Source organism: Psychrobacter sp. I-STPA10 (assembly GCF_021012795.1).
Classification (GTDB): Bacteria; Pseudomonadota; Gammaproteobacteria; order Pseudomonadales; family Moraxellaceae; genus Psychrobacter.
On record NZ_VFYU01000004.1, the window covers coordinates 21,373 to 39,642 of the forward strand.

At 41.6% G+C, this 18,270-nt stretch carries 16 protein-coding genes, 2 tRNA genes and 1 pseudogene; 7 read left to right on the forward strand and 12 right to left on the reverse strand.

What is annotated here, in order from left to right; all coding sequences use genetic code 11:
• Window positions 1-199: 199 nt before the first annotated feature.
• From ureG to ureE, 3 genes and pseudogenes are all read right to left on the reverse strand, one after another.
• Window positions 200-856: an urease accessory protein UreG gene (ureG, locus tag FHK89_RS01950; protein WP_230656079.1), complete on the reverse strand. Its 657-nt coding sequence runs from the start codon at window positions 854-856 to the stop codon at window positions 200-202.
• 104 nt (window positions 857-960) lie between these two features.
• Window positions 961-1,770, reverse strand: a complete 810-nt coding sequence (locus FHK89_RS01955; protein WP_230656082.1) for an urease accessory protein UreF — start codon at window positions 1,768-1,770, stop codon at window positions 961-963.
• 149 nt (window positions 1,771-1,919) lie between these two features.
• Window positions 1,920-2,426 (reverse strand): annotated as a pseudogene (gene ureE, locus FHK89_RS01960) (urease accessory protein UreE); the annotation flags it as partial.
• Between the two features lie 212 nt (window positions 2,427-2,638).
• Between ureE and FHK89_RS01965 the strand changes: the two are divergent.
• Entirely contained in the window at window positions 2,639-3,235 is a 597-nt protein-coding gene (locus FHK89_RS01965; protein ID WP_230656085.1) for a DUF4291 domain-containing protein, read from the forward strand.
• 289 nt (window positions 3,236-3,524) lie between these two features.
• Here FHK89_RS01965 and FHK89_RS01970 read toward each other — a convergent pair whose 3' ends face one another.
• The 7 genes from FHK89_RS01970 to FHK89_RS02000 form a co-directional block, all read right to left on the reverse strand.
• On the reverse strand, window positions 3,525-4,130 hold the full coding sequence (locus tag FHK89_RS01970; RefSeq protein WP_230656357.1) for a DUF2238 domain-containing protein: 606 nt from the start codon (window positions 4,128-4,130) through the stop codon (window positions 3,525-3,527).
• Window positions 4,131-4,280: 150 nt separating this feature from the next.
• Entirely contained in the window at window positions 4,281-5,555 is a 1,275-nt protein-coding gene (gene pncB, locus FHK89_RS01975) for a nicotinate phosphoribosyltransferase (RefSeq protein WP_268992910.1), read from the reverse strand.
• 220 nt (window positions 5,556-5,775) lie between these two features.
• Window positions 5,776-7,923: an urease subunit alpha gene (ureC, locus tag FHK89_RS01980; RefSeq protein ID WP_230656360.1), complete on the reverse strand. Its 2,148-nt coding sequence runs from the start codon at window positions 7,921-7,923 to the stop codon at window positions 5,776-5,778.
• A 118-nt stretch (window positions 7,924-8,041) separates the two neighbouring features.
• On the reverse strand, window positions 8,042-8,344 hold the full coding sequence (gene ureA / locus FHK89_RS01985; RefSeq protein WP_227430045.1) for an urease subunit gamma: 303 nt from the start codon (window positions 8,342-8,344) through the stop codon (window positions 8,042-8,044).
• Window positions 8,345-8,570: 226 nt separating this feature from the next.
• A complete protein-coding gene (locus FHK89_RS01990; RefSeq protein ID WP_230656087.1) occupies window positions 8,571-9,539 on the reverse strand; it encodes an urease accessory protein UreD in 969 nt (322 codons plus the stop codon).
• A 184-nt stretch (window positions 9,540-9,723) separates the two neighbouring features.
• Entirely contained in the window at window positions 9,724-11,403 is a 1,680-nt protein-coding gene (locus FHK89_RS01995; protein WP_230656090.1) for a purine-cytosine permease family protein, read from the reverse strand.
• Window positions 11,404-11,685: 282 nt separating this feature from the next.
• Entirely contained in the window at window positions 11,686-12,699 is a 1,014-nt protein-coding gene (locus tag FHK89_RS02000) for a GNAT family N-acetyltransferase (protein WP_230656094.1), read from the reverse strand.
• Window positions 12,700-12,891: 192 nt separating this feature from the next.
• Between FHK89_RS02000 and hflX the strand changes: the two genes are divergently transcribed.
• Genes hflX through FHK89_RS02015 form a run of 3 tightly spaced genes read left to right on the forward strand, consistent with a single transcriptional unit; the run spans window position 12,892 to window position 15,508 of the window.
• A complete protein-coding gene (gene hflX, locus FHK89_RS02005) occupies window positions 12,892-14,298 on the forward strand; it encodes a ribosome rescue GTPase HflX (RefSeq protein ID WP_230656097.1) in 1,407 nt (468 codons plus the stop codon).
• A 46-nt stretch (window positions 14,299-14,344) separates the two neighbouring features.
• Window positions 14,345-14,803, forward strand: a complete 459-nt coding sequence (locus FHK89_RS02010; RefSeq protein ID WP_230656100.1) for a CidA/LrgA family protein — start codon at window positions 14,345-14,347, stop codon at window positions 14,801-14,803.
• Window positions 14,804-14,815: 12 nt separating this feature from the next.
• Window positions 14,816-15,508, forward strand: coding sequence for an LrgB family protein (locus FHK89_RS02015; RefSeq protein WP_230656103.1), 693 nt, complete (start codon window positions 14,816-14,818; stop codon window positions 15,506-15,508).
• A gap of 62 nt (window positions 15,509-15,570) precedes the next feature.
• Here the strand turns inward: FHK89_RS02015 and FHK89_RS02020 are convergent, their stop codons facing one another.
• Both FHK89_RS02020 and FHK89_RS02025 read right to left on the reverse strand, forming a co-directional pair.
• Window positions 15,571-16,128, reverse strand: a complete 558-nt coding sequence (locus FHK89_RS02020; protein WP_230656106.1) for a DUF2059 domain-containing protein — start codon at window positions 16,126-16,128, stop codon at window positions 15,571-15,573.
• A 186-nt stretch (window positions 16,129-16,314) separates the two neighbouring features.
• Window positions 16,315-16,860, reverse strand: coding sequence for an acyl-CoA thioesterase (locus FHK89_RS02025; RefSeq protein WP_230656109.1), 546 nt, complete (start codon window positions 16,858-16,860; stop codon window positions 16,315-16,317).
• A 290-nt stretch (window positions 16,861-17,150) separates the two neighbouring features.
• On the opposite strand from FHK89_RS02025, the gene FHK89_RS02030 reads away from it, so the two are divergent.
• The 3 genes from FHK89_RS02030 (at window position 17,151) to FHK89_RS02040 (ending at window position 18,171) form a co-directional block, all read left to right on the forward strand.
• Window positions 17,151-17,226: transfer RNA gene (locus tag FHK89_RS02030), tRNA-Asn, on the forward strand.
• 330 nt (window positions 17,227-17,556) lie between these two features.
• Window positions 17,557-17,632: transfer RNA gene (locus tag FHK89_RS02035), tRNA-Asn, on the forward strand.
• A gap of 218 nt (window positions 17,633-17,850) precedes the next feature.
• Entirely contained in the window at window positions 17,851-18,171 is a 321-nt protein-coding gene (locus FHK89_RS02040; protein ID WP_230656111.1) for a CopG family transcriptional regulator, read from the forward strand.
• The last annotated feature ends 99 nt before the right edge of the window (window positions 18,172-18,270 follow it).

The following is an 18,270-nucleotide window of genomic DNA, read 5'->3' on the forward strand; positions in this document are numbered from 1 at the left end:
GCCTAAGATAGACATACTACTGCGTTAAATTTTGGATTAAATAGAATGACTATTCGCCCCAAAATTTGCCTTGTATTACGCCATTTTAGTCTAAAAATCCCCTAATTTTGGATTATGAATACAGGTTCTTAAAATTGGCGTGGTTATCACTTATAAAGCGAACCCACCATTTATAAAAAACACAAATAAAAAATACAAATTAAGCCAACATACCTCTATCTTTAATAAAGGCAATAATCTGCTCAAGCCCCTCGCCAGTTTTCATATTACTAAATACAAACGGTTTATCACCGCGCATCTTTTTAGCATCTCGTGCCATGACCTCAAGCGATGCGCCCACCATCGGTGCCAAATCCGTTTTATTAATAATCAACAAATCTGACTTGGTAATACCCGGTCCGCCTTTGCGTGGGATTTTATCGCCTGCCGACACATCAATCACATATAAGGTCAAATCAGACAACTCTGGGCTAAAGGTCGCCGCCAAGTTATCACCACCCGACTCAATAATAATCAGCTCAAGCCCTGCAAATTTGGCTTGCAATTCATCAATGGCAGTCAGATTAATTGAGGCATCTTCACGAATCGCCGTATGTGGACAGCCGCCTGTTTCTACGCCAACAATACGCTCGGCAGGCATGGCATCATGACGGGTTAAAAACTCCGAATCCTCTTTGGTATAAATGTCATTGGTCACCACCGCCATATTATATTGCTCACGCAGATTTTGGCACAGTCGTAACGTCAACGCAGTTTTACCCGAACCCACAGGACCACCAATACCAAGACGTAACGGTGATAATGTGGCAGTGGTTTGGGTTGTGCTATTAGCAGATTTGGCAGTAAGTTGGCTCATGGATTTTCCTTTTTTCCTTTTATGCTTAGGTTTCATGGTTTTATGTTTATCTAATGGCGGTTTGCCCATTGTATGTTAGCTGTTTGGCTAATAACAAGCGGTGTTTATGAACGAAATAAACGACTGTATTGCATTTCATGTTGACACGATAACATAGCAAGATTGGGTAAGCTTGCTGCTGGACAAAGCTGGGTTATTAACTCAGATAAATTATTGATTAATTCACTAGGTTGATTAAGTTGATGCTTATTGAGCCATTTGGCTAATATGGTGTCCACTTGTAACTCTAGCTCATTGATAACAGACTGTAATTTAGCTTGTAGTTGCCATAAGATACGTTGCCCTGCCATCTGCCCCAGTGGTACAGTTTTAACCGCAGCCAATACCATGTTTTCTAACTGCCCAAAAGCATAAGTCATGGCAGTGGTTTGAGCATCTAGCTGACTGTGCTGACACACATGCACAAATAATGGCAAAAAACCTTGCTGACTAATCGAATCAGGAACGGATAATTGTAATACCGCATCTACCCATGCAGATAATGCATGTGCCAATTGACTGGCTTCTAAGGCAAACTCATGGCTTTCACGACTTGCCATATAATGCTCGGCAAGCGCATCGGCAATGGCTAACTGGTCATACTCTAATAAATAGAAATGTGCCAATAATAACGGTAGCTCAAAGCCTAGCAAAGCCAACTGCAAATAATCTTGCAACCATGCCAATGTTGTTGACTCATCAATAACAAGCCCAGCTTCGATGGCAGCCTCTACTCCTTGCGAGTAAGTATAACTACCAATGGGCAGATTGCTTGAGGCAAGCATCAATACTGCGCCATAAGGCACTGGTTCAGCACTTTTTATACTTAGGCTATTTTGTTGGATATTGTCGCTAACCTTGCTAACTGGGTTCATATAGTTTACTACTTATCACAATGGACATGGCTGTGGTTATCTGTATCACTGTGGTGGTGGTTGGAACTAGGACTGAGGCTATGAGCATGGAAATGTTCACCACTGTTATGATGCGCATGTGAATGGTGCTCATGCGAATGGCTATGATTGTGACTATGATTGTGGCTATGTCCGTGGCTATGGTCATGATTATGGTGGCTATGTCCGCCATGCTGTTGATATGCCCCTGTTTCTGGCTCAAACGCGGCTTCTACCGTCTTGGTTTGCACATCCAAACGCTGTAGCATATCGCTTAATACATGGTCAGGCTCAAAATATAACGCTGTGGGCGTAAGCATTAACGGCACATGGCGATTGCCCAAATGATAAGCCGCTTTCATCAATGCAAAGAAATCATCATCAGGAGCAGTCACTTGCGTCAAGGTTTGCTTGGCAGCACAAACTTCAAGCAAATTACCCTGTGTATCCGTCAAAATACAGCCATCTTTTAGGGTATCGGTACGCGGTAAATCAATACCCACTTGCCTGCCTGCTTGAGTTGAGGCTTTAAAGCGTGAGCGTTGGCGAGTGTCATAATCTAAGCTAAGATAATCACCTGTTTGTTTTTGCTGGGCAATTTGTTTTGTTATTTGTTCACGTTGCTGATGAGTTGGCATCTCTGTGTTTAAACGCTGAGTAAAGAGGGGTAATTTTTGTGGCATGGTGAGTACTTCCTTGCTTGGATTTTATAAAATTTACCAGTGATAAAACAGATAGGATAAGTGTAGCGGTTTGTCAAAGCTTCTACTATAGTAAGACTGATATTATTTATAATTCATTTTCATTCTAAAATACGTTACAAAAACTTAAGACACTGATGGAGCATATTATGCTGACTAAACCTCCCGAAAAACAAATCAGAGCATTTTACACGCCAGAATTTATCAGGGTATATCAGGCTTATGGTGATGCTATTGTAAAAGACATTGAGAAAAATGGCACTTTTTCACCACCCAGCTTTTCTTTGACACGTATGACGTGGATTAAACCCTCATTTTGTTGGATGATGTATCGTAGTGGCTGGGGTTATAAAGATGCGAAACAAAATAATATTCTAGCCATAGATATAACTCACGAAGGATTTTTATGGTGCTTGCAACATGCCATGTTGAGCAAACAACATCCGAATTTAAGTGCAGAAGAATTTGCGAAGTTAAAAGAACATAGCCCTGTCGTGATTCAATGGGACCCCGAGCGTGATATCCAGCTTAATAAACTGGATTATCGCTCTATTCAAATTGGCATCAAAAATGAAGCCGTAGAAAAATATGTAAATGAATGGATCGTTAATATCACCAATATCACGAGCGAATGTCAGCATATCAAAGCGTTGGTGGATAAGGGCGAAATTGAGAGGGCAAAGCTCCTATTGCCTGATGAGCAAATTTATCCTATTAACCAATATGATTATCCCTATCTTTTTTAATTTTAATAGGAAGTTTTTAACAAACTGTTTTTTAATAAATAATGCAGAGGTATATTTAGGGTCTGTTGAACTTTCACCCCGTCAGGCTAATATCTACAAGGGATACAGCTACTTTTTACTTTCATGTAAAAATTGGCTAAATTTGCCTTATTCTGCGTTAATGAACTGGTTAATATCTAGATATTACCTGCGTTCATTGCCTTGACTAAGACAAATTGCCCTCAATTTTTCCTATGAAGTTGAATCTTCAACAGACCCTTAGTCATTTTGCTATTAGCTAAACTCATTTTTACTCACCTTGCACTGTCTTTTGAATACTTAAATCCTGCCATTTGCGAAAAAATATTAAAAATACAATCGAGCCAATGAGCGCCATAAACATATCAGATTGCGTATCCCACACATAACCTTGTGTACCCAAAAATGCCTCTGCATCTTCACCAATTACCAACGCTGTCCACCACTCTATCATCTCATAAAAAGCACTAAACGCCAGACAAAAGGACACCACAAACACACAGCGCCAGCGTTCATTTTTGACCACATTCAAACGAAGTAACAACTCTCTGGCAATACACGCAGGCACAAATCCTTGGATAAAATGCCCCACTTTATCATAGTGATTGCGACTCCAACCAAACCAATCGGCAAAGGTATCAAACAAAGGCACTTGGGCATAAGTATAATGACCACCGACCATTAATATACAGCAATGCAGTAAGATAAAAGCATAGGTGAGCCTAGATAAAGGAAACTTTGCATAAGTCATCGCCAACACAGCCAAACCAATCAACGCAGGTATGACTTCCAAAAACCATGTCAAATAGCTTTTGGGAGCAATACCTGACCAAATCAGCACTGTAAAAAATACAACCAACCAAACGATTTTATACAAACCATGATGGTTGTTCCCACTTGGCTTTTTATCACTTAACTTTTTATTATTTAGCAGGGTCAAAGTATAGATACTCTTAATCACTGTAGCGGATAGCAGGATTGGCTATTCATAAATAACTTTGAGAAAAATTCAATTATTCCCTAGTCCCTAATTCTCATCTTCAATATCAAAAACTTGGCGTAAATAGGCTAAGTAAGTGTCGTTGTTTATCATGGTTTTACCGGGGCTGTCAGAGAGTTTGGCGACCGGCTGCCCATTACATTCGACCAGTTTAAGCACAATGTTAAGCTGGGTTAAGCCCATGTCATTGGTAAGATTGGTGCCGATGCCAAAGCTGGTTTTTATGCGCTCTTTAAAGTATTGGTGTAGCTCCCATGCTTTGTTGATGGTCAGTCCATCGCTAAAGGTGAGAATTTTGGTTTTGGGGTCGATTTTGAGTTTTTGGTAGTGGGCAATGGCTTTTTCGCCCCAGACATATGGGTCACCACTGTCATGGCGTAGCCCATCAAAGAGCTTGGCAAAATACAAGTCAAAGTCTTTTAAAAAAGCATCCATACCGACCACATCGGTAAGCGCAATACCCAAATCACCTCGGTATTCATGTACCCATGCCTCTAAGGCGGCTTTTTGTGAATCACGTAGGCGCACATCTAAGGCTTGGAAAGCCTGCATAAACTCATGAGCCATCGTACCAATCGGGGTCATTTTTAGAGTCTTGGCAAGATAGACGTTGGATGTACCACGCACGATGCTGGGCTCAGCTTTGTGCAAAGTTTTGACCACATGCGCTTGCCAGCTTTTACTAAATCGACGCCGAGTACCAAAATCAGCAATGATAAACGGTGGGTGGTTGCGTTGTTGTTGCCCTGCCAGCTCATGCAGGCGTTCAACTTTTTGTTGTAGTCGCTGCTCGCCTTCTGCCAGCACGGCTGGGGTGCTCAGACGTTGATAATACAGCTCATTGACGATGGCTAAGACAAATATTTCAAAAAACATCGCTTGTATCATTGGTCCTTCGATGTCGATACATAGCCTGTCTTTGCTATCAATACTCACTGTAATAAATCGGCGTTTCAGCTGGAATAGCTCCAAATAATCGACAAAATCTGAGCCAATAAAGCGCAGACTACGCAGATAATCCAGCTCATCTTGACTAAAACGCAATTCACACAGATGGTCAAGTTGTTGCTCTAAGTCGGTTTGAATGTCTTTTAACGGGTAAGTAGTCTCTTTATAGTTACGACAGCGAAAGCGATACACACCATGGGTTTGTGGAAACTGATGTAACATGGCTTGTAACATGGTGAATTTGTACAAGTCATTATCAAGTAGTGAGGTAATAATAGGGGTGCTTGTTTGTGGCTGAGTGCTGTTTTTGTTAGGGCTGTTATCAGCATTATTATTATCGATATTGTTTGTCATAAACATTCCTTTTAAAGCGAATAAACTGTTGAGTAAATAAACAGGATTGAGTTGTTTTTATTTTTTGAATCTAAGTTTAAGTTAATAAATAAAATCCAAAATCAAGCCAAAGTTTACCACTGTTTACTCACATTGGCTAAGACAAAACTTAGCCATACCAAAATGACCAAAACACTCATCTACGACAATTAAGCTCGCCTAAATGTAAACTTGTATAACCTTAAAACAAAAAGTATCGCTGTGCCATCGGCACAACATCTACAGGCTCACACGTCAGCAGTTCACCATCGGCTCGCACTTCATAAGTTTCGGGGTTGATGTCCATTTTTGGGCAATAGTTATTCAGACGCATATCGGCTTTACGAATTTGGCGAATACCATGCACAGGCTTGATGATTTTATTAAGTCCTAGCTCTTTTGCTACGCCTTCATCGACCGCCATTTGTGACACAAAGGTAATGCAAGTATCATGTACGCCGTTGGTAAAGCTGGCAAACATCGGGCGATAATGTACGGGCTGTGGAGTGGGAATAGAGGCATTAATATCCCCCATCGGAGCATTGGCAATCAGTCCACCTTTGATGATGCAGTCTGGTTTTACCCCAAAAAAGGCGGGCGACCACAGTACCAAATCTGCCCATTTACCCACCTCTACTGAGCCAACTTCATCGCTAATGCCATGAGTAATGGCAGGGTTGATGGTATATTTGGCAATGTAGCGTTTGATGCGAAAGTTATCATTATCGCTGTCTTGGTCAGCTTGAGTCAGGCAAATTTGCCCTGCTTGTGCTTGCTGATTGGCAGAGTTGTCAGGGGCAAGGTGTCCTCGTTGCATTTTCATTTTATCTGCGGTTTGCCATGTACGCATAATCACTTCACCGACTCGCCCCATCGCTTGTGAGTCACTGCTCATCATCGAAATTGCCCCAAGGTCATGCAAAATATCTTCAGCCGCGATGGTTTCTTGACGGATACGGCTTTCTGCAAAGGCGACATCTTCACTAATAGCAGGGCTTAGATGGTGACACACCATCAACATATCCAAATGCTCATCAATGGTGTTGATGGTAAAAGGTCGGGTGGGATTGGTTGAAGACGGCAAAACGTGCGGTTCACCAATGGCTTTAAGAATATCAGGGGCGTGTCCACCGCCTGCCCCTTCGGTATGAAAGGTATGGATACAACGCTGTTTAAATGCCCCTAAGGTACTTTGTAGATAGCCACTTTCATTAAGGGTGTCGGTATGAATGGCGACCTGCACATCATGCTTATCGGCAACGCTTAAACAGTTATCAATGGCTTGCGGGGTCGTCCCCCAGTCTTCATGCAGTTTTAGCCCGATAGCCCCTGCTTTGATTTGGCTCAGTATCGGCTCGGGCAAACTGACATTACCCTTACCCAATAAACCAATATTCATCGGCACATCGTCTAAGGCTTTGAGCATATTTTGGATATGATAAGCCCCGGGTGTGCAAGTGGTGGCAAGCGTGCCTTGTGCAGGTCCTGTACCACCACCGAGCATGGTGGTAACCCCCGACATCAATGCGGTTTCACACTGCTGAGGGGCGATAAAGTGAATATGACTATCAATGCCCCCTGCGGTCAAGATTTTGCCTTCGCCAGCGATAATCTCTGTACCTGCCCCGATATGAATAGTGACATCAGGCTGAATATCAGCATTACCCGCTTTGCCAATACCACTAATGCAACCTGCTTTGATGGCAACGTCAGCTTTGATAATGCCTGTATAGTCCACAATTAATGCATTGGTAATCACTGTATCAGCAACTTTTTCATCACTGAGCTGTCCTTGCCCCATGCCATCACGAATGACTTTACCCCCACCAAATTTTACTTCTTCACCATAATGGGTAAAGTCTTTTTCAACTTTGAGCCATAAATTGGTATCGGCAAGGCGGACTTTATCGCCTATGGTTGCACCGAAATGTTCGACATAGACTTGACGAGGAATGCGTTTGTTAGAAATACCTGTTGTACTTTTTTCGCCATTTTTATTTTGGCTATCAGAACTATCAGGATTATCAGAACTGTCAGGCAATACCCCCATGACATCACCACGAAAGCCATAGACTTCACGCTTGCCTGCCAATGCCACTAGCTCGACTTCTCGAGACTGCCCCGGCTCAAAACGAACAGCCGTACCCGAGATGATATTTAACCGAAATCCTGTCGCCAGTTTGCGGTCAAATTCAAGCGCGTTATTGACCTCAGCAAAATGATAATGTGAACCAATTTGAATTGGTCTGTCGCCTGTATTGGTGACGGTCAATGTCAGCGTTTGCCGTCCTGCATTGATAATAATATCCTCTTCGACAAGCTGATAACCGCCAATCTTAGTGGTATCAATCACATCAGGTTTTGGTTGCTGACTACTGGCAAGTTTGGGTGTTGTGTCTGTTGTCTGTGAATTATGGTTATCTTGGCTCATACGGATAGTCCTTTATTTTATTTTATTTGCTTTATTTTTATACAATAGGGTCATGTACCGTCACCAGCTTTGTCCCATCAGGAAAGGTTGCCTCAACCTGCACATCATGTATCATCTCAGGTACACCCTCCATGACCTCATCACGACTCAGATACGTATTACCCTCACTCATCAGCTCGGCTACGGTTTTGCCATCTCTTGCCCCTTCTAATAGCATCATACTGATATAGGCGACAGCTTCGGGATAATTGAGTTTTACCCCTCGATTTTTACGGCGTTCGGCAACCATGCCAGCACTAAATAATAGCAATTTGTCTTTTTCGGTCGGGGTTAATTGCATAACTTGTCCTTAGTAATTTGTTAGGTGGTGTTTCAAAAAATATAGTATGACTATTTTTAATATGGTTTCTAGCCCCCTCCTTGTAGGAATTTCTTTAAATAGAAATTCCTACAAGGAGGGGGCTAAAATTGCAGTGCAATTTTCTAACGCCTCTCAGGGAGGGGGAACAGTTCTCTTTGCCTTTAGACGGAGGGTTTGAGCTAGTTATCTAGGACAGCCCCTTAGCTTAAGTTGCCCAAATACGCGGGTTATGTTCGGCTAATTGCCACCACTGCTTACGTAATAGATGACGTAATTGACTAAATGCCGAAAAACAACCTGCCACATCATCACCCAAATAACGAATGCAAATCGCATGTGGCGTATGGGTACAATAGACGTCTAGTTCTTCAGAATCAATATAAGCTCTTAACTGCTTAACCATCTCTGCCAAATCTAGCGTAGCATTTGCAGGTACTGCCCAAAACGTACCCATCACATGTTTACCATTCATCGCTAATGGCGATGCAAACCAGCGAGAGTCAGCTGATTGATTGACCTGCTCATAAACAATTAACTTACCTTCTCGATAAATCCGCAGTTGATTATGATACTGTCCTTGCACAAACTTTTCTTGATACGCTTGCCTGCCAAACACCACAATATCCCACGTTAGCAAACTGCTGTTTTCTGCCAAATCAAACTGCGTCTGTGCTTGTAAATACGCCTGATTATACACAATGCTCTCTTGAGGTAGCCATTCACAGCGGGCATGTTTATCAAGGTTTATCTGTACTTTTTGGCTGGCATACTGCTCACTAGCATGGCTTTCACTGGCATTTTCTTTGTTATTTTCTCTATCACTATTTTCACCACTTCCCCGACCATACCACTTACCTGCCCCTGTGGTGGTTAATAAGGCATGAGTATTTTCAGCCAAATCAATATTTATCTTTAGATGGTCACCCGTAGCAATGCCTGCTGGGGGATATAACACCATCACATGACAAATCCCCGTTTGTTTTGTTGATAAAGTAGAGGACTCATCATTCTGGGACTCGGGATACTGTGGTTCGGGATACTGGGGCTCAGGATATAATGCCCGTTGTACCCGCAACGCCCCTGTATGCTGACGCTGGGTGAGTTGGGTGGTTTGCTGACGATTGATAAACCCTAGCGTTAGCTGTGAATGCCAGTCATTTGCACGCTTATTCACAATCATGCCATTTGTCATTCATATTTTCTTGCCTTACACCTTAATAATTTTTTAATAATTTGCTAAAAACAGTTTAAATCGTAAGCAATACTATAAAGTAATTTGTGGCTAAAAACCAAAAAAAACCATCAAATATCGTATCTTGATGGCTGTTTAAAAAAGATCGATTAAACTAAGCTTATTATTATTTTTCCAAAGTTTTACATAGTGAGCAGATAACCCCACTATGAGCAGTAGAGTACATCACATCAGGGCGCTCATAATTCTCATTACAATCCACACAATGATATAGCGTTGCCACTGGTGTGCCTTCACTATCAAAACGCGGCTCATCAATACCATCATCGCCTTGCTTGATATAGTATTTACCGCCAGTGATTAATCCCATGATTGGTGTCATCACAAAGCCAACAACCAAGGCTATCAAAGGTGAGTATGAAGCTAAAAACTCACCCAACAGTCCAAAGAATGCCGCTATAGATAGCCCTGCTGCTAGTCCAAATGATACCAGACCAACTGGGTTAAAGTCATAGAGCATTTCACGGCGAAACTCTGGCTCTTTGGGTGATAGTTTTAGCAGATATTTATTAATAGCAATGTCAGTGGCGACCACCACGACCCATGCAATGGCAAAGTTAGAATAAAAGCCTAAGATACTGTTTAAGAAAGAAAACATATCCATTTCCATCATCAACAATGCCAAGCCCACATTCATAATCACAAACACAATGCGACCGGGGTAATGTTTGGTGACTCGGGCATAAGCACTCGTCCATGATAGTGAGCCAGAATAGGCGTTGGTGACGTTGATTTTAATTTGAGAAATCACCACCAATACGACTGCCAAGCCAATGGCAAAGCTACCGGGGATAAAGCTTTGGAATACGGAGGTAAATTGCTGTACTGGCTCAGTAATCACGTTATCAGGTAGCATTTGTGCCATAAGGTAAAAGGCTAAGAACGCACCGACCATTTGTTTAATTGCACCCAATACCACCCAACCTGGTCCTGCTGATAGCATGGCAATCCACCATGAAGTGCTGTTTTCTTTGGTTTTGGCGGGCATAAAACGTAGATAGTCAATTTGTTCCCCAATTTGCATAATCAATGCCAGACACACCCCAGCCCCAAGCATCACAGCACCCATGTCATAGGCTTGATAAGCACCATTGCCAGTAAATTGACTCCAGTCACTCACCAAAGCAGGGTTTTGCAAAATCACATAACCTACAGGACACACCATCAGTATTAGCCATATTGGCGTCGTCCAAACTTGCAAGGTACTTAATACCTTCATACCATAAATCACCAGTGGTATCACCATAAAGCTAGACACCAAATAGCCAATCCATAGCGGAACGCCAAGCCCCATCTTTAAACCCTGTGCCATGATGGCGCCTTCTAGGGCAAAAAAGATAAAGGTAAAACTGGCAAAAATAATACTGGTAATTACCGTCCCATAATAGCCAAAGCCTGCCCCACGTGAGATTAAATCCAAATCAATGTTGTAACGGGCGGCATAATAAGATACTGGAATGCCGGTTAAAAAGATAATCATGGCAGCAAAAAGAATGGATAACACCGCATTGGTGGTGCCATAAGCCAAACCAATACTTGCGCCAATGGAAAAATCTGCTAAGTAAGCAATACCACCAAGTGCGGTAATAGCGACCACTCGAGGTGTCCATTTACGAAAGCTGTGCGGTGCATAACGTAGGGTGTAATCTTCTAAGGTTTCATTGACCACTTTGTTTTGGTCAGGAATGGCGTCGGTAGGAAGTACGTGTACGCCGGTGCTAACACCTGTAGGTACGGTATTAGCAGCAATGGGGAGATTATCAAGCGGGCTTTTATGTGCAGGCATGGCATGATCCTTATAGGTTAGTAATATGATGAATGCCAGTTTAAAGATAAAGAAAGGTTAAATTATCTTTAAAACCAGAAATATCTTTTCTTACTAACAACAGATACAAGTAACATGCCAGCCAATAAAAGTAACAAAAACACTAAAATGCCCTAAAATGGTGCTAAAACTCAACTAAAAAAGGTAAAATAACTAAAACTGCACTCAATCTGGTCGCTATTCAGTGCATTCGCACTCTCTTTAATGGTGCAATTCACACTATGATGACAACCATCATTATTTTTATTGCAACAAATGCTGATATGCTGGTTTGATCTGCTCAAAGGGCATCCAAATAAAAATATCAGCACAATGAAAGCTGACATCAAAACACGCTTGTTCTGCCACACTTGCGCCCATTTTGAGATATGTGCGCAATAAAGGTGGGATTTTTGGTGGCTGTTGCAGCACGCTAGGCGGCAAGCGATATTTGGGTCTTGCTTGTACTTTGGGTACATTATGTAGCTGTGCCAACCAAGTATTGATATCACCTGCGCCAATCGGTATAGAACAACAACCCATAAACGCATTCACCGACAATGCCTGCGCCATCATCGCTACCCCTTGCCATAGCTGTGCTAAGACCTTACTGCCACGATATTTTTGCTGAATACAAGTACGCCCAATCTCTAGTACATTGTAAGGATAGTGTGGCAGCAATGTAGATAAATCAAACTCATTTTCACTATAAAAACGCCCCACTCTACTGGCACGATGGCTATCTAATAAACGCGTGGTGGCAATGATCTGATCTGCTTGAGTAACCACAATATGAATACATTCCTCATCAAATTCATCATGGTCTATACCTTGATTAAAGGTTGCGCCAAATCCTTCAGCAAAGCACTGTGCACGTAGTCGCTTTGCCGCTTGTAGGTAGTCTTTAGCTGTCTTATCCGCTATCTTGTATTGTGATGGTAAATATGACAAAGTATTTTGGTATGGTTTTGCTTCATACAAAAATAATGACTCATAAATTGCCATCATTGCTTGCTTAGGGCTCAGTACAGTAGGCGGTGTTTCTGTTAAGATAAAACAAGTATCACGCCCATCAATCAATAAACACTGTAATGCTTGGCTGGCAGATTTTTTTTGTGAAAAAGTATGGCAGTCATTTTCATTGGCGTGTAGAATCCTACGTTTATCTATTGACTGTATATTGCTATCATGATAGGCAGCATCAAGTAATGCTGCATTATTCGTATCACTGAGCAAAGTGTGGGAATTAGTAACGCTCAACATTAGCGATGTACTCATAATCAATCTCGATAACCATTTGTATGCAGTACTCAAGTATGAAAACGTAGAATGTCGGTTATGTGACAAATAGATGGCAAAATAATGATAACTTCTGCCAAAATTGTTACGGTTTTACACATTTATCAGTAGCTATTGCACCAACATAACCACTAAGCAAACCTAATAAACTGACAGCACAGGGGATAATTTTTGGAATATTTTGATCGGTACGAAGGCGGCGAAAAAGCCATACTGGTACACCTAGACATCAGACAGATGCGAGATCCTGATGATTTAGAAGAATTTCAACTACTGGTAGACTCGGCAGGCGCACAAGAGCTGGCATTGGTCACAGGTTCACGCCTAAAACCTGATGCCAAATATTTTGTCGGTACGGGTAAAGCCGAAGAAATTGCTGAACAAGTACGCCTACATGATGCCGATATCGTTATTTTTAATCACAGTCTATCACCTTCACAAGAGCGTAATCTTGAAGCATTATTCCAATGCCGAGTACTGGATCGTACAGGGCTGATTTTGGATATTTTTGCCCAGCGTGCTCGCACCTATGAAGGTAAACTGCAAGTAGAATTAGCACAGCTCAACCACTTATCGACCAGACTTGTGCGTGGTTGGACGCATTTGGAGCGGCAAAAAGGTGGGATTGGTCTGCGAGGACCGGGTGAGACACAGCTAGAAACTGACCGCCGTTTATTACAAACCCGAGTCACTCAGCTCAAAGCCCGCCTTGATAAAGTAAAACAAACCCGAGCACAAGGTCGTGCCAAACGGCAAAAGTCCGATGTATTGACCATCTCACTGGTCGGTTATACCAATGCGGGTAAATCTACCTTATTTAACCGTCTGGTCGATGAAAACATCTATGCCGCTGATCAACTGTTTGCTACCCTAGACCCCACCTTACGCCGTTTAGATTGGCAAGGCTTAGGTCGGGTGGTATTGGTTGATACCGTCGGTTTTGTACGCCATCTGCCCCATGAATTGGTTGAGTCATTTCATGCCACCCTAGAAGAAACACTTGAGGCGGATTTACTGCTACACGTTATCGACTCAGCCAGTGAAGACATGCACGAACAAATCAAAGCGGTACAAGCTGTATTGGCTGAGATAAATAACGACGTACCTGTGCTCAATGTCTATAACAAAATTGACCTTACAGACGAGCCACCTCATATTGGCTATGCCAGTGAAGGTGTGCCCAATCGTGTCTATGTGTCTGCGCAAAAAGATCTGGGTATTGATAAGCTTTATGATGCCGTACAGCAGCTATTATCAGGGCGACTACATACTTATGATCTCACCCTACCCTTTGATGCAGGTCAGTTAAAAAATGCGTTGTATAAATTGGACGTTATTTTGAGTGAAGATTTTGATGAAGCAGGGCACGAACAGCTCAAAATCAAACTGCCTAATGACAAACTGCTACAATTACTCGGGCAAGCCGATATTGACCCTTATGATGTACTGCCCAAAGCGCAAGCCGATAAATTAACGCCAACACTTGAGGCATTTGAGCAAACTCAAAACCAATCCGAAACAGTGGCAACTGATACACAAACTCAAAGCTCTGATATACTACAAACGGATACTGACTAGCACATAAATCATTAGCCCATAGAACCTATAGCGGAATGTTAAACAAATGACGCAAATTCAGCCACCACAATCCTCACAACTATCGCTGCCCATCGCCATTGTATTGACTTTATTGATGGTTATTATCATTCGTGAAGGAGCGGTACTGGTTTGCCGAGCTTTGGATATTGAAAGTGCAGCCAATATCGTTGGCATGATTGTGATGTTTATCATCTTGATGGTTTGGCGACTCACCAAAGGACTTCCTGAATGGATTAGCCGTGCCAGTAACCGTCTATTAGTCGATAGTGGGTTTGCATTTCTGCCCGTATCAGCAGGTGCAGGACTATTACTATTTGCCCTAGGTGATGAGTTTTGGGGCATTGTTATTACCATCATTGTCAGCACGTTGATTCCTTTGTGGGGGCTTGCAAAACTTGCCAACCACTGGCTAAAAGACACCCCTGACAATAGCATCAACACCCACCCTACTGCTTCTCAAAACGACACCACAAGTAGCCAATAGGACACCAAAAAGATGACAGACTACTTTGCTAATGCCCCTTTTATGGCAGTGTTTGCAGCCATACTATTGACACTTGTGGCGCATGTTATCGCACGCTTAATCGCCATACGTGTACGTGGTGTTCCTTTGGTTATTACAGCCATGATATTGGTCATTGCCTTTTTATTCCTACTAAATTGGCAATATGAAGCCTACTATGCGGTTGCCAAACCCATTTTTGACCATCTATTAGGCTATGTAACAGTAATGTTGGCTATTCCCTTAGCAGCAATGAACTTTAAAGGACTGCCACTGAAACGGCTGTCTATTATCGTCATTATTGCCAGTCTAGTCGGTGCATTATTGCCAATGTCGATGGCATATTTATTTTCACTTAGCCAAGAGACGCTACTCTCCTTTGCGACTCGCTCAGTAACGACACCGATTGGACTTAGCGTTGCTGCCATTATTGATGCGCCTTTAGCCATGGCAAACTTAATCATCATTGTCTCAGGTTTATTGGGGGCTGGGGTTGCTCGCTTTTTATTTCGCGGCATAGAAGATGATCGTGCCAAAGGTTTGGCATTAGGGCTAGCTGCACATGCCTTTGGTACCGTAGAAGCATGGCAGATGAGTGAAACAGCAGGGCGTTATGCCGCTTTTGGATTGGCGGTGAATGGTATTATCACCGCCATTTGGATACCGATATTTTTAAGTATTTTTTAGCTCAAAGGTGCACAAAATGCAGCCAATGGGCTATTAACAACATTACTAGCTAAAACCGCCCACTATTTTTGTGGTATAACGGCATCAAGCTCTTTTATCATCACAGGCATGGTTACCTGCATTTGCTTGTCCATAATGCCCATAATCTCAGGCATAATATTAACCATATAAGCTTGCATCACCTCTGGTTGCTTTTCAACAATACTTTGCCCCACTGCACTACTATAAAACTCAATCTGTGCATCTACCTCTTGTTGCGTATAATATTGTTTTGCTGCATCAATAAAACCTTTTTGTGCCAATTGATTCACTTGTGGTTCTATTTTAGCCAACATCTGACTGATATTTTTATCCACAATATTATTGATTTGTTGCCGCTGGGCAGGGGTTATCGGTGTCGTATCTGATTTTTGTATCTGTGCTTGTACCATGCTTTGAATCATATCGCTCTTTGAACCCAGCATGTGCTCCATCATCTCAGACATATGCATTACTTGCATAAGCTTTGTAATAGAAGCATCTGTTGGCGTTGCTGCTTGTGCAGACACCGAACCCATACCAAACACAATCGCTGTCGCCAACACACCACTTTGCAATGTTTTTTGTAATAGCAAACGCATGCTCATTTCTCCTATTCAGTTATAATTTATAAATTTATCAGCCTATCTGTGTATACACACACTTTAACATCATAAAATATGAACTATTATTGTTAGCTTGTAAACTTATCATACAATTCGATTAAAACAGTTGCTATTTAATTAGCTTTAATCCTACAGCCATTATTTTTTATATTTTTACGATTTTTATTCCTCTCTACTTTCATCAAGCTCTCCCACAAACTCACTGATATCACAGCTTGGACGCTTAGACTCTTGCATACGGATTTTTTTGCGCTCAGTGGCCGCATCAAAGCGACATTTTTGTAGTGGCGTTTTAATCTCAAGCGGTGGGACTGGGGTTGGCTTACCATTATCATCAATGGCAACCATGGTAAAATAGCAACTATTGGTATGGCGTATGGTACGAGCTTGGATATTCTCTGCTTCTACTCGAATACCCACCTCCATTGAAGTACGCCCAACATGATTGATACTGGCAGCAAATGTCACCAACTCGCCAACATAAATCGGTTCACGAAACATCACCTGATCTACAGATAGTGTCACCACATGCGAACCACTATAACGGCTAGCACACGCATACGCCACTTGATCAAGCATTTTAAGTAAGTCACCACCATGCACATTACCAATAAAATTAGCCATATCTGGTGTCATCAAAATGGACATATACAGTTCGTGTTTAACGGGTGCTTTTTTGACAGTAGCTTGAGTATTATGTTCAGTCATGGTAATCCTTAGTGATCAAAAGTGATAAAGGTTGCTACAAGCAAATAGTTTATTTTTGTGATTGTTGCATTATAGCGTTAAATCTGTTGTGTGCAGGGCTATTTGACTAACTTGACAGTATTTAAATAAGCCTACAAAACAGTTTTTTGACCCTCATTTGATAAAATTAAGAAAAAAATAGCTAAAAATTAAAAAAAAGCTTGCAGTTTCTGTCAACTTTGCTAGAATACGCTCCACTTAAGACAAATGCAGAATATAAACATAGTCTGTTATTATTTAAGACCAACTATTCTCCAATAGCTCAGTTGGTAGAGCATCGGACTGTTAATCCGTGTGTCCCTGGTTCGAGCCCAGGTTGGAGAGCCATATTTTAGCTTAATGAATTATCTGGATATCAAGTACAAATATCAGCTGATAAATTAAGCTACTTACAAAACAAATCAATATTCTTGATTAATTAATAACATAAAGTTATCACGTTTTGTAAAGCCAAGTTATTGGCAAATGCCAAAAGCCCTGATCTTCCAAGATTAGGGCTTTTTTTATCGACAACATGTATCAAACATTTATTTTATATAGATAAATACCGATAAAATTAAATATCAGGGTTGACAGACTCACAAACCTTGGCTAAAATACGCCCCACTTAACGCAAATGCAGTACCTTATTATACTGTTTTGTTTAAGACAACTTATTCCCCAATAACTCAGTTGGTAGAGTAGCGGACTGTTAATCCGTATGTCCCTGGTTCGAGCCCAGGTTGGGGAGCCATATTTGTACTTACTAAGAGTACTAAATAAGCCCTTACTTCAATTGTAAGGGCTTTTTTTGTGGCCAAACAAAAATATCATGCAAATAAATAGTTTTTCTTATATGAGAAAAGTTTGAGTTATTATTGATTTCACTTATAATAAATTAGATGGCTTTTAGCAAATTAACTTACTATTTAGAATGGGTATAGCTGCCCTCTCTGACATTTGGTTACCACTATGTTACCTCCCCATATCAAAAATAAATTTTCTAACCACCCACAGCAAATCAGCCGTCCTATCAGTATTCGACTGTCAGAAGATTTGATTGCCATGCTTGAAACTACGTCACAAGAATTTGGTTTTCAGCGCATTCAAGGGCTGATACGTCTATATATACGTCAAGGCTTAGATAGAGACAATGATAAGTATACACTGGCTCATGATGAAGTGTTTTTAGAAACATTACGCCAAAAAGGGGTCAGTCAAAAAGTAATCGATGAAGCGATTGCCGATGCCAGTGGTGAATGCCCAAACACCCCATTAAGTGGTGAGTTGTAACCCCTATCTGTCTGGGTTATAAGCAAACCTTAACCACTGTATATCAAGCAAGTATAGTCTGCCTACTATAAAACCACCACGCTGTTAATCTCGCTAGCT